The sequence below is a fragment of the Bradyrhizobium sp. UFLA05-125 genome, assembly GCF_059803515.1.
In genome coordinates this window covers 29,412-42,231 of the sequence record NZ_JBANBJ010000077.1, presented here as the reverse complement: position 1 = coordinate 42,231, position 12,820 = coordinate 29,412, and the positions used below count along the sequence as shown (strand labels likewise).

Sequence of the window (12,820 nt, the reverse complement as noted above, 5' to 3'; positions counted from 1 at the left end):
AATCCCGTTCCACTGACCGGCGAGGCGTGCGGAGTCGTCGCAGAAGGGCCATCACCGGCCTTATGCGGCGCTGCAAACCGCATCTCTATTCGATCACCTCGTCGGCGCGGGCGAGTAACGAGGGCGGCACGATGAGACCGAGCGCTTTGGCAGTCTTCATGTTGATCACCAGGTCGAACTTGGTCGGCTGCTCGACCGGCAGATCGGCAGGCTTGGTGCCTTTGAGAATTTTATCTACGTAGTCGCCTGCACGGCGGAGCAGATCGGTTACATCGGCGCCGTATGAAACCAAACCGCCATTGATGGTGAACAGTCGGAAGACGTAGAGCGCGGGCAGACGATGCTCCGCGGCCAGCGCGGTAACTCGTGTGACGTTGTTAACGGTCAATTGACTGGCAAGAGGAAGAATTGCATCGGCGTGCTGGGCCGCGGCGGAGGCAAAGGCAATGTCGAGTTCCTCCACCGTGGTCGCCTCCAGTACCGGGAAAGTCACGCCCAGCTTCCGAGCAGTTTCCGGCAACTCCTCGGCTACGAACAACCTATGACTTGCATTGCCCGGGTTGACCAGGACCGCAATTTTTGAGGCGGCAGGAACCATCTCCCGCAGGATTTGTATTCCTTTGCTCACGAAATTTCCGGATACGAAGGTTGCCAGGCCCGTTATGTTGCCACCGGGATGCGACAGGCTTTGGACGAGGCCAAGCCGCACGGGGTCGGCCACAGCCGCGAAAACAATCGGAATGCTGGCAGTTGCCGATTTCAGAGGTAGGGCTTCCTGCGGGCCCGGGCCAACGAGCACATCGGGCTTGAGCGCGACAAGCTCGTTCGCTAGAGGCACTAGGCGCTCGGCGTGCCCCTCGGCCGACCGGTAATCAACGATCAGGTTCTTCCCTTCGATCCAGCCATGATCGCGCATGCTGTCCTGCCACACCTTGTAGTTTGGCAAGTACAGGGGCGCGGTATCAAGATAGCCAACCCGGCGAGGCGGCCCCTGTGCCCACGAACGCCGTGGCGAAACGAGCAGTGCCGCAGTACCCGCTATGAAATCCCGCCGGTTCATTCGATCCTCATCAAGGTTTGAGGACGATGGAACAAACCTTATCACGTTTTTCGATGGGGCCTCGCAGTAGTGGGCATCGAATGGATCGTGCCCACGATCTCCGGGATCGCCTCTACGGCAGCCATGAAGCGCCGTCGCCGATCCACAGGACCCGCAACACGCCGGCGGCTGGCCGCGCACGCCTGCCGGGTGAGGCGGTGACGACGAGGTCCGCCGGCTCCCGCTGGTGGGCCTTAACTTAGCTGAATTACCTTTCAAAGCTTTCCGCCGATCATCGAGCCATGGCAGCAGACGATGACAAGCGGGAAGCACCGCGCCCCAATCCTTCGCGCACAGCAGAGGCCCTGGAGATCATTGAGGAGTACGCTGACGACCTGCGGGAGATCATCAGGAAGCTTCGTCGGAAGCTGAATTGAGGCCGCGCGTTCACCTCACGAGTCGATAGGCCTTCACCCGCTTGCTGTGCGGCGCGACCTCCGGGCTTGGCTTCCATCTGTTCTGCGCGCGCATGACACCGATCCTGGCGAACATGGTCGGCCCGCCTTTCTCGGCCACCAGGATCAACGCTTCCATCGCCGCTTGCCATTCCGGGCGATCGTGCACGGCCTTCGGCAGCTCAGCAATGTATTCGCCGGCATCGCGCAGCGTGGCCAGCTCTGTGTTCACAAGTGCACCGACCAGCGGGTTCGATTGCCCTAAAGGCCAATTTTACTTAACTCGCGGTGGTTCAATAATCATTGAATTGCAGACCATGGATTTCCATCGCGCTGAGCAAGCTCATTTTGGGCTGGCGAGCGCGAAATCTTTTGTTGGTTTGCCCATGCTGCAAAAGGATGGCTGGCGCGGACCTGTTTCGCCAGGGGCGATGCATGCTCGGCGAGCAAAGCCTTCAATGCAGCGAGTGCAATGCATCCAATGCGGTGACTTATTGGCGCTTTGAGGGGGTTGGGTCCGCTGCGGGCGCCCCCCTGATCTCTAGGCACTGAGATCACCCCCAATGAGGTTCTTTGTCGCTAAGAGCCGGACATCGCTCGTCGGGAAAAATAGGAACCGGGGCATCTCTAAGTATTTCTTGCGTTCTTGAAGCGTCCAGGAGTCGTTCATGCTTACAGCTACAGAATGCCAAGCACTTGCCGACGAATACAGATCCCGCGCTCGGCAGCCTGAAATCTCGAAAGAGTGTGCCGCCATGCTCACGAATATCGCGCGAAGTTTTGTCGGTCTCGGGACCCAGCTTGATCGGCTCTCCGCCTACTTGAGAGATGATTCAAACCGGAGACCACGTCAGTCGACTTCTGGTTTCAGCAACCGCACATAGGTCCCGCTCTCGTGCAGCTCGAGCCAGCCGCGCTCGACCGCATGCTTGATGCCGGCACCGAACTCCGGGTCGGTGGCCTTCAGTATGTAGAGGAATGGCGCGCTGATCTTCTCGATATGGATGCGGCCCGACAGGCTCAATGCCGCAGGCGATCTCGACGAGCTTGCGGGCTGCGGCTTCCGGGTTGGCGAAGGGACGTTCGGCGGTGAGCTTCATGCGGCGGTCGGTCAGTGTACGGCGAGAATGTGGGAATCGATGGTGCGGCTGGTGACTACCTCGCCACAGAAGCACCGAGCAATCCCTTCCGGCCGTTGTGCGGGCAGAGGAAGCGCCTGATCATGCATCTGGTCCTTCCAGGCCGTCCAGTCGCGCTGCCGGCGCCAAGCCTCGTGATCGGCCTCTGTGCGCGCGCTGCGCGAAGTGATGGACCGGAATCCCGTTGCAGGTGACCGTGAGCCAGCCGGGCGGATCTATGGCCGGCGCGGCAACGACTGGCAAAGATTCGATTGCGGTAACTGAAAAACAGGAAGAGACTTTGACGGTCGGACCCAACAAGCCCCTACGGCTATCACCGAAGGAGGAGGGAATGACCGCTTATAATTACGGATGGAAGCCGCCCACTGCCGCCCAACGTGAAGCGCAAAGGGTCTTCAAGGAAACCGATGCCCAAGTAGCGATGTCCGAGTATGAACGCATCCAAGCGGCGTTTCATGCAAATCGCGAGAGGTTAAAGGCTGAACGACTTGCTCGCGAGGCCGAAGCGGCGGCCCGGAGGCACAAAAACCTGATCGCGGCCCACTCTCCGAATGTGCATGGCGGTCTGCGGCACCGCTAATACCAGCATCCAAATTATCAATCTCTTGAGAGACTGGAACGCGCGATAGCTACGGGCGCGCCCATTCCGGCCGGTCGTGCTCTTTCTTCGGCAGCGCGGCGATGTACTCGCCGGCATCGCGCAGCGCGGGGCCGATAAGGCGCGCAAAGCAACGCCGTCCGCACGGAGGAGAGTTTTCATTAACGGCGCAGGCATCGGCAGAATATCAGGGAGGCTGCCGCCGGGCTTAGAGTGGGAGTTGAGCTGATGGGAGATCCGGGCCTATTGTACTGCGTTGCTGGGGACAGTGGCCCGATGGAGGGTGGTTCAGATGAAGATGCTTTTCACGTCTCTGGTCGGCGTTTCGCTCCTCGGATTCGCGGTGACCGCTCAGGCGGACACGATTTACCCGAGGAAGCGATGTCGTGTGTACGATGACACTTCATTCATTCAAATTCCCGGCCAGTGCGGAACCATTCTGCCATACTACCCCCGCAAACTATTTGTCCGTTCCTGGTGGAGGCAGCCTCGTGTTTGAGCGCTGGTATTGAGCACGACAACCCGGAAGGCCCGTGAATACCGGCGATGATCAGCCTATGAGGAAGTTGAAGCTGCATCACCTGGTCGAGCATTCTAGGATCTCTTCGACTTCAGCCCGATCTTGGATGAGCCGCTATTGTTTTGGTGCCTCGGAAGGTGCTTCTGGCGCCGGGGGCTCGGCGGCCGGTGTGGTGCCTCTGAGTTCTGACGGAGCCGCGCAATCGCCGGCCCAAATCTTGGTGCCTTTTACCGTGCCAACTAATTTGCAACCCATCGGTGCTTGCGGCTTAACCTGGGCTGCCGGTCTTTTGGCCACTTTCGGTGGAGCAGTCTGAGCAAACGCGCTAGTCGCAAAGAGCAACAGCGCGATGAGTCCGATTAGCGGCTTCATGGTCTTCCCCAATCAGTTCCTGTTCGCCTTCAGCCCGAGCGCCCGAGCGTGACCAGCCCATCGCGCCTATCTTCACACAGATCGCATAAACAATCACAAATGTATCGCGCACGCGACATGATTGAGTTGGCCCACAGGCTTGCACCGCGGTCTGTTTCGAGGGCGGGCGGAGGCATGGGACCGCATCTCATTGCTATGGGAGTTTCATTCGACGTCGGCATGGCAACTCGCGATTGCGCAGTCGATCTTTGACAGGGGAATCGAATGATCGCGAAATATTCAGCCCGACAGTGAGGCAGAGGAGGCCTCAACGGTAACCCATCGCAGACGACACCGGCTTGTTCCAGTTGAAGTCCGGCCGGACATCAGCACCGCTCCTGCCGCAGGCAGAACAGGTGAACCTCGGCTCGATGTCGGACGTGCACCTCATCCGGCCAGCGATCGGCATTCAGGGCTACGTTGTGGCTGCAACGATAGTCCGAGCAGTAGACCAGGACAGCGCGATCGCAGCCTGCATGCAGCGTCGCTTATCGACGGCGAGGGGCCGAGCAGGCCATGCAAGGGTTCCTTCACCTTGATCCAGGGATACATCCTAATGAGCTATAGCCGGAGATCGCTTCGTGCTGAAGAGTGAGACCGCCGCGGCTGGGGGCCAAACGGAGATGTCCGATGGATGTGGCAGGCAGGCGCTTCGCGCATGTGAAGAGAACCCTCCGCGTCCGGTCGACCCTTGTCGGCCTGCTGGAAGAGTTGCCGTTTATCTGCCCGGTGGTGGTCGCAATCGGCTCGCTGATCATGATCGGCATCACGCTCTGCAAGGATTGGCCGCAGTGAGTCATTCAACTGCGGCGGAAAGCAGGCAATCCTTGGACCGCCGCTTTGGGGCCACAACCGGAAGCTCGGACCAGCTATGGCTTGGGCGGCGGCGGTAAAGCTCCGGCCTGATGAAGCATCGCAAAGCGATCCGGCACTCCCCAATGCTCAACTAGCCTTCCGTTTTCAAATCGGCATATGTCGATGACGGTCATGCTAATTGGTTTGCCTGAGCGCCGGTGTGTTCCGGTCGCTGTGCTTCGGGCCCAGACCTTGTCGCCGCTCTCGACGAGGTCTTCAACCGTAAGCGTGAGCCCTTGTATGTTGCCGCGAGCTGTTTGGATCTGATCCTTCAAAATCTCTGGACCGAGAACATCGGTCTTGGCGAGGTATTCGTGCTCAGACAGGCTTGGAGCGCACACCTCATCAGCAATGGAGAGATCTCCCTGATTGAAGCCACGTTCGATGATGGCGATGAACAATCGAACATTCGTGGATTGGACGGCCCCTTGCGCCGTCGCCATTGTCGCTCCGGTCGCCGAGCCAATTGCTGCGCCCGTGATAGCCGTCACAAAGTCACGCCTCGTCGCGTTCGCAGTCATTGCGTTGCACTCCCTGTATCGCAGCGTCCTTTGCTCCGCCGCCACGTCGCCTTCAAGCATTTCAAGCTGCCAAACGCGCGTCAGAAGCACGAGACATGAGCTAGCTGAAAGTACCCAGCAGAGTGAGGAGAGCGAAAACGAACGCGACAATTCCCAGAATGGCAAGAACGCCCTTCCATCTTTGGTAGGCTTTCGTTTGCGAGGGGTCTCTCGGTTCGTTCGGCTCGAATAAGGACATTCCCCGCTCCTAAAGCAGGATCGCGCGCAAGACGTTTGACCAGCCGCCTCCGCCAATCTTGACCTAGATCAACGGCGACCCGCCTTGGCGCGTTTTCCGGCCTCGGTGCTACGATCTTCCCAAAGGCTTCGGCGGACGGGGACACTACGGTGGCGGCAAGGCCGTAGCGCGGCCCGCCCAAGCGTTTTCCCGGCCCGAGAATTCGGGCGCACAGCGGCCTCCCCAGAGGCTTCGGCGGATCGGGACACAACGGCGGACACTTTGGATCATGACCGTTGTATTTATTGGACTATTTCCGTCTCTCCGGTTCCCGCAAGGGGAGAAGGCGGCCTTAGTGTCAGGACTTCAGATCTGGGCGCCGGATGAGAAGAAACGGCGGAAACCGCCGGTGTGTGCGGCCGGCCGCCTAGGCAAGCGGAGGCTTGCATGAGCGGCCCCGCCACCAAGGCGGCGTGACGTCGCGCGCCGATTTGACTTCCGACGAGAGAAGATTCGTTTTTGGATCCAATGAAGCGGTTTAGGCCGTTTTGTCGGAAGTTCACCTGTAAAATTTAGAAAAGCGCCTGACTTCACGGCTGCCGTCGGCGCTGGATCTCACTTAGGGACAGGCTTTCCGATGCTACACCACGATGCAGGCTAAACACGACCTCGGCTGCAAAATCCCAAGTTCCTTCGCGTGATTTGGTTCCCTCTCCCCAGCTTCCGCTTGATCTAAAATGAGCGACGATGGGAGCACGTTAGACAGGAGAACAATATGACAATCTACATTTCGCAAGGGCGGTACACACCGGCGGCGATCCGCGCAATGACCGCGAAGCCGGAGAACCGTTCTGAGGCGATTGCTGAGATGCTCGCCGCCGCCGGCGGTCGTCTAATCAGTTGGTACCTCACCTTGGGTCGGTACGACTGGCTGATAGTAGCCGAAGCTCCCGACGAACGTACGCTGGTGTCGGCTGTGCTTGCGGCGGCTGCTGGCGGAAGCTTGTCCGACATAACCACGACTGTGGCACTCTCCGCCGACGATACAGTAAAGGCTTTCGGTCAGGCGGGTGAGCTTGCGAAGAAGTTCAGATCGGCCGGAGCCGACTACTATGGGGTGCCGGTCGAGTCGGCTCGCGAAATTGCAGCGGGCACAAAGTAGCCGAACCTCCACACGCCACGTCGATGGCCGAGACTATGCCCACGGGAGTTCGTAAAAGCGAGTGGCCAATCGCTTCCGGTCTTACCCGACGGGCGGACATTCCTGGTGTCCGTCGGCAGAAGGGCCAGAAGCGGCCATTCGATCGCCTCGGTCCTTACTGCGCGGTGACTATTCGGGCAGCCCCGCTTTCCGAAGACCCTCAATAAGCAGCCTTGAGTGTTTGAAGGCAATTAAGGCCGATAGCCAACCATCAAACAATCCGGACGAAGGTTTGCGCCGTCGCGATCTGCACACGACCGGTAACGCAGCAGTGCCTGCGGCCAGATGCAGGAATTGCCTGCCGGGAAGTTTTATGGCTGGCGTTTCTTCAAATTGTTTGCGCGATGGTTTTACCTTGGATCACCCGGGGTTCATGCCCCGCGAACGGATGATTGCAGCGGCCGTCGGCCCTTTCACAAATTCAATGAGTGCGTTGGCGGCGGCAGTATCTTTTGCATTCAACGCGACCGCCGCGGTGAAGACGACATTTTCTTGTACGGCGTCAGGGAACGGTCCGACAACATCCAAGCCCGGCGCACTGAGGACATTGATGAGGAATAGGCCGAGTTCCGCTTCTCCCTTGGCCACGACTGCGACAACCGCCGCAGGATTGGGCTGTGCTTTCATCTTTGCCTTCATCTGCTCCGCAATACCAAGTCGATCAAACACCCTTGCAATGGAATAGCCGGTTGCGCTTTCCGGAATTGAGGCAATTGATTGCGCCTTGAGCAGCGTCGTTTTGAGGGCATCGGCCGTTCCAATTTCTGGCTTCGAGGCGCCGGCGCGGATGGCTACGCCAAGACCAACCCGGGCAATATCAGTCGTCGGGCCAGCGACGAATTTGGCTCGAGCCGCCGCATCTTGCATGACTTCGGCAGGAACAACTCCAACGTCGAATGGCTTGCCCGAGGTGGCTTCCTTGATGAGGTCGGGTGTGGTGCCGAAGAAGATCTCGAGCTTATGTCCCGAGGCTTGCTCAAACTGCGGCTTAATCTCCGCCCAAACATTGCTCATCGCTCCTCCTGCCAGAAGCCTGAGTTCGGACGCATACAGGTTTCCAACTGGTGCAATCGACATTGCACAGCAGCACGCAAGCACTGCCGTGTTGAAGCGCGATCCATTCATGGTTTGCCCCACCATACCGACAAAGGAACCGACAAACGTACTTTGGCCCTTCGTCGCGGCAAACTGGGCACAACGACGCGGCAACTCCTCAAGCCGGCCCCGTATGTCTCAGAAGGGCCAGAAGCCGAGTTAGAAGCGACGACTTGAATTGTCTCCGTGTCCTCAGTCGCGGATCAGGGACGGAGGACTGAGCTACTGGACCTCGGTGAACTTCGGTCCAGATGACAGAATCTGCGCGTTAGTTGCCGAGGGCCGGTTCGACGGCGATGCCGGGTCCGGCGATCGTAAAGCGGCGTCGGGCGGAGCTCCCGGGGATGGTCGACGGGTAGCGGTTGCCGGAAGCACGATCACTTTCGATCCGACTTTCACCCGCTCATAAAGGTCCACGACGTCCTCATTGGTCAGCCGGATACAGCCGGAAGAAACCCGCTTCCCGATCGTATCGGGCTTGTTGGTGCCGTGAATTCTATATTCGGTCTCGCCTAGATACATCGCCCGAGCGCCGAGCGGGTTGCCGGGGCCGCCTGCCATAAACCGCGGCAGATAAGGCTGACGCACAAGCATCTCTGCAGGCGGACGCCAATCCGGCCATTCCGTCTTACGGGCCACAGTCTGTTCACCGGACCATGTGAAGCCTTCGCGGCCAACACCGATCCCGTAGCGCATAGCTTGCGTGTCGTTCAAAACGAAATAAAGGAATGTGTTTTTGATATCGATGATCACAGTGCCCGGCGTCTGGTGGCTCGCGTAGTCAACCACCTGCCGAATAAATGCTCCGGGAACGTCAGCGACTTTTGGTGTTTCAACCTGAGGTGCCGGGACCGAAATCGGAGCCGGAGCTGACGCTGATGCATGAACTGGAGTTGACACATAAACCGGAGTTGACGACGCCAGGGCTTGGTGGGCGGACGACTTTCGTATTGATTGCACGCTCGCCGGGTGAGACAGCAAACTGTACCCCAATGCGGCGACGGCCACAGCGCCAATCGCAATTCTCCCGACCATTGGTAGTGCGAGCGTCTCTGCCTTTCCACGTTTGGCCCGCTTACTCATATCTTTCCCCAGGTCACCATGCCTGGAAGAGGTAGCCAGCAAAATTTAAGAAACTTCGAAGCGATTTCGCTCAAACTGGAATCGTTAGCGGTGGTTAACGCCGAACTCTCGTTCGACATAAATTGGAAGTACCGCTTGATATTTAGCTTGCGACGTGGACACCGCGCTTTCATCGCGGAGCCAATCGACGTTTGAATAGCGCGGCGGAGCGGGCACGCTCCGCTCTTTCATTAACGGCGGCTTTGGGTCACGAACCGAACTGACGGAGAGGGTGGCTTTGGAATGCGGAGGGGACCTGTATGGCTGGTACACAGCAGTGGGAGTGAGCGGCGCCCGGGGCCAACGGTGGAGTGGGAATAGGGCAGGCGGCTGCGATCGCGCAGTTTTGCGTAGTCTGGTGAAGTTGTTCTCGCTTCCGATCGCATTGAGGACGCTGACCGAAGCGGTGAGCTTGGCTTGTCCCGGTCGAGGTCGGTAATCCACCGTGATTTCGCTAACGGAGTATTCCAGCACTTGATCGTAAAGAAGGGCGGGGCGCCCAAAGCTCAGCTCCGAGCGTCGGCGCAGGTTGGTCATGGCGACGTCGAGCCCAACAGACGATCACCAGCACTTCTGGTGCCGTTGTCGCGACACGTACATTCGTCATACGGGCAGTCTGTTCACTTCTGAACAGATCGTGGGCTGACCATCGGCGTACGGTAGGTCGGTGCGCCGTCATGGACAAAGATCGTTTGTTCATCGTGCTGCTGATACTGCTGGGCATGTTGCCTCCGGCATTACTCATTCTCGCGCTGTTCTTTCGCTGAGCCGTCCAGTTCACGGGGCAGACCGTAGGGAGGAGCCCTCGGCGGTAGACGCGTCCACCAAGCGAACGCCGCTTTAGATGTACGTTTTATGACGCGTTTGGCGTATGCGTGGTGTGCGCGTCGCGCTGATGATCATGTATCCATATTCCCACACTGCGACCGAAAAGCGCCTGTTTGTTGCTTATCGGGCAGACAGGCAAATCTGTTTTGTTTCAACGTTTGCTTGCCGGATACAGTCATTGGCTGGAGAGACAAAAGTGAATCGTTCCCTGATAACTGACATGCCGCGCGACAAATATGTCGGGCGCTGCAAGCAGCGAGCCTTCGATTATATCGACCGAGACGATCTTAAAAGCGCAGTCGGCTCGTTTGTCAGCGATATGAGCGCACGTCCCGATTGCGAATTGCCACGCCACCTGGTTGCTCTCGGCGTTTTGCTGCTGATGGGGAACGATGTGCTTGGGTGGAGGACGCTGATCGAAGGAGTAAGGTGATGTCACTCGCAGGAACAGTGGCTCGACATGGAAGCTTGCCAGGCTACGACTTGTGGGAAGCAGCGCGGGCGACAGGAACAACAACATACTGCCTTGCAATGGAAAAATTCACGCTAATAGTCGATAGCCTTGCGCTCGCCGCTTTCGTGTCGGCCCTCATCTTTGCAAAGCAAACACGCGGACGAAGGCACTAGCACCCGTGACGTTCCCTGCCGGCGAATGCGACTCCGGCAGCAGCCGCGGCGCCCTCGTGATGCCGCTAGTCAAATCGCACATGTGCAGCAAGCGCGGCGGTCTCAGATGCGAAACCTGTTGACAGGGATCGGCTTCATTTGTCCTTCCACTTGATCGAGCAGCCGATAGACGCCTTTTGGTCAGCCGGCGCCAGACCTGTGGTCGCAATTGCGCACATGGCCTCGACAAGCTCTCGGGGCGCCCCTGCGCGAGGCGGAGTTGTGCGCCCTTCGTCGAGTCGGCCGCGATACTTGAGCTTGCGGTCAGCATTGTAGCCGAAGAAGTCCGGCGTACAGACCGCCCCATACGCCCGAGCGACTCTCTGGGTCTCGTCGTGGAGATATGGAAACGGGAAATCATGAGCCTTCGCGAAACGCTTCATATTCTCAAATGAGTCTTCGGGATAGCTCGCCGCATCGTTCGAGCAAATCGCCGCAAAACCAATGCTCTCCGACATCAGCGCGCGGGCGTCCGAAACCATGCGGTCGATCACCGCTTTAACGTAGGGACAATGGTTGCAGATGAAGACGACGACAGTGCCTTTTGCGCCCGCAACGTCGTCCAGTGCGTAAGTCTTGCCGTCGGTGGCCGGAAGCTGGAACACCGCCGCCGGCGTATCAAAAACGACCTGGGTAGCTGCTGTTGCCATATCGCACCTCCTTGTGCCCAATATATGCTGACGACGGCCTGCTGGGGCACAGTTTCCAAAACCTTCGCTAGTCGCATCGTTTTGGCCATACGTCAGCCATTTCCGGTCGACTCTTAACACTGCCATTTGGACGAGCGCGGGATCGTCGGTGTGGGCCACGAACGGACGTTGGCACCTCCAATGCTCCGGCGCGTGGGGCGGCGACCAAGCCTATGTCGCAGAAGGGCCATCACCGGACTCATGCGCCGCAGCAAACCGCATCTTCATTCGATCACTTCGTCTGCAAGGGCGAGGAACGAGGGCGGTACGGTGAGGCCAAGCGCCTTTGCAGTCTTGAGGTTGATCACCAGTTCGAATTTGGTCGGCTGCTCAACCGGCAGATCGGCAGGCTTGGTGCCTTTGAGGATCTTATCGACGTAGTCGCCTGCACGGCGGAGGCTATAGGCTATATCGGGGCCGTATGAAACCAAACCGCCATTGGTGGCGAATAGTCGGAATAGGTAAATCGCGGGCAGACGATGCTTCGCCGCCAGCGCGGTAACGGGTGTGACGTTGTTAACCATCAAGGCATCGCCCATGACAACGATGGCATCGGGTTGCTGGGCTGCGGCCGAGGCAAAGGCGATGTCAAGTTCCTCGGCCGTGGTCGCCTCCACTATCGGCAGCGCGGCGCCTAGTTTCTGGACAAGTTGGGGTATGTCCTCGACTACGTGCAACCTGTGCATTGGATTGTCCGGATTGACCAAGATCGCAATTTTCGAGGCGGTGGGAACCATTTGCCGCAGCTTTTCGATCGTTTTGCCAACGATCTCTCCCGGGACGAAGGACGCAGGACCCGTTATGTTGCCGCCTGGATGCGACAGGCTTTGGACGAGGCCGAACCCCACGGGATCGGCAGCAATGAATACAATCGGAATGGAAGCCGTTGCCGCTTTCAGGGCTAAAGCATTTGGCATGCCCGGGCCAAAGAGCACATCGGGCTTGAGGGCGACAAGCTCGTTCGCTAGCGGCGCCAGGCGCTCGGCATGATTCTCGGCGGATCGATAATCAATGATCAGGTTCTTCCCTTCGATCCAGCCATGATCGCGCATGCTGTCCCGCCACACCTTGAAATTTGGCAAGTACAGGGGCGCGCTATCAAGATAGCCGCCCCGGCGAGGCGTCAACTGTGCCCACGAACGCCGTGGTGAAACGAGCAGTGCCGCAGAACCCGCTATGAAATCCCGCCGGTCCATTCGATGCTCATCGCAGGTCGAGGACGATGGAAAAAACCTTATCACGTTTTCGATGGTCCTCTCACTAAGTACAGGGTATCGAAAATCGCGTCTCGTTACGATGTCAGCAGTGGGTCAATCGCGTCGGTGCTCGTTAAGGCCGCACGGTCGTCAATGTCCGCTACGCCCCGATAGCGACCAACTTCCGCATCGCAACGAAATGTCGCGGTGGGCCAACAGCGATGGTCTTGACCGATGATCGTAGGTTCGGTTTACCTCTCATAGCTGA

General features: G+C 58.6%; 12 protein-coding genes. 4 read left to right on the top strand and 8 right to left on the bottom strand.

Translation table 11 applies throughout. The features are described 5' to 3' along the window. Positions 1-85: 85 nt before the first annotated feature. The 3 genes from SO156_RS38265 to SO156_RS38255 form a co-directional block, all read right to left on the bottom strand. Positions 86-1,060: an ABC transporter substrate-binding protein gene (locus SO156_RS38265; RefSeq protein WP_458145002.1), complete on the bottom strand. Its 975-nt coding sequence runs from the start codon at positions 1,058-1,060 to the stop codon at positions 86-88. Between the two features lie 426 nt (positions 1,061-1,486). Continuing rightward, a complete protein-coding gene (locus SO156_RS38260; RefSeq protein ID WP_458145003.1) occupies positions 1,487-1,726 on the bottom strand; it encodes a hypothetical protein in 240 nt (79 codons plus the stop codon). 618 nt (positions 1,727-2,344) lie between these two features. Further along, positions 2,345-2,518: a hypothetical protein gene (locus tag SO156_RS38255; RefSeq protein ID WP_498538395.1), complete on the bottom strand. Its 174-nt coding sequence runs from the start codon at positions 2,516-2,518 to the stop codon at positions 2,345-2,347. A 299-nt stretch (positions 2,519-2,817) separates the two neighbouring features. Here SO156_RS38255 and SO156_RS38250 point away from each other — a divergent pair, with 299 nt between their 5' ends. After that, on the top strand, positions 2,818-3,213 hold the full coding sequence (locus tag SO156_RS38250) for a hypothetical protein (protein WP_498538394.1): 396 nt from the start codon (positions 2,818-2,820) through the stop codon (positions 3,211-3,213). Positions 3,214-4,792: 1,579 nt separating this feature from the next. After that, positions 4,793-4,957 (top strand): hypothetical protein, encoded by a 165-nt coding sequence (locus SO156_RS38245; protein ID WP_458145006.1) that lies wholly within the window; start codon positions 4,793-4,795, stop codon positions 4,955-4,957. A 74-nt stretch (positions 4,958-5,031) separates the two neighbouring features. On the opposite strand, the gene SO156_RS38240 is transcribed toward SO156_RS38245, so the two are convergent. Beyond that, the gene (locus SO156_RS38240) at positions 5,032-5,538 is read right to left on the bottom strand and encodes an ester cyclase (RefSeq protein ID WP_498538393.1); all 507 of its coding nucleotides are present in this window, start codon (positions 5,536-5,538) and stop codon (positions 5,032-5,034) included. A gap of 992 nt (positions 5,539-6,530) precedes the next feature. Here SO156_RS38240 and SO156_RS38235 point away from each other — a divergent pair. Further along, positions 6,531-6,917, top strand: coding sequence for a GYD domain-containing protein (locus SO156_RS38235; RefSeq protein ID WP_458145008.1), 387 nt, complete (start codon positions 6,531-6,533; stop codon positions 6,915-6,917). A gap of 399 nt (positions 6,918-7,316) precedes the next feature. On the opposite strand, the gene SO156_RS38230 is transcribed toward SO156_RS38235, so the two are convergent. Both SO156_RS38230 and SO156_RS38225 read right to left on the bottom strand, forming a co-directional pair. Next, on the bottom strand, positions 7,317-8,033 hold the full coding sequence (locus SO156_RS38230) for a molybdate ABC transporter substrate-binding protein (RefSeq protein WP_498538396.1): 717 nt from the start codon (positions 8,031-8,033) through the stop codon (positions 7,317-7,319). Positions 8,034-8,273: 240 nt separating this feature from the next. Then, a complete protein-coding gene (locus SO156_RS38225; RefSeq protein WP_498538392.1) occupies positions 8,274-9,134 on the bottom strand; it encodes a L,D-transpeptidase in 861 nt (286 codons plus the stop codon). 910 nt (positions 9,135-10,044) lie between these two features. Here SO156_RS38225 and SO156_RS38220 point away from each other — a divergent pair. Further along, the gene (locus tag SO156_RS38220) at positions 10,045-10,434 is read left to right on the top strand and encodes a hypothetical protein (protein ID WP_458145010.1); all 390 of its coding nucleotides are present in this window, start codon (positions 10,045-10,047) and stop codon (positions 10,432-10,434) included. A gap of 328 nt (positions 10,435-10,762) precedes the next feature. On the opposite strand, the gene SO156_RS38215 is transcribed toward SO156_RS38220, so the two are convergent. Continuing rightward, positions 10,763-11,317 carry a thioredoxin family protein gene (locus SO156_RS38215; RefSeq protein WP_498538391.1) on the bottom strand — a complete coding sequence of 185 codons (555 nt, stop codon included), beginning with the start codon at positions 11,315-11,317 and terminating at the stop codon, positions 10,763-10,765. Positions 11,318-11,580: 263 nt separating this feature from the next. Next, a complete protein-coding gene (locus SO156_RS38210) occupies positions 11,581-12,552 on the bottom strand; it encodes an ABC transporter substrate-binding protein (protein ID WP_498538390.1) in 972 nt (323 codons plus the stop codon). Between the last annotated feature and the right edge of the window lie 268 nt (positions 12,553-12,820).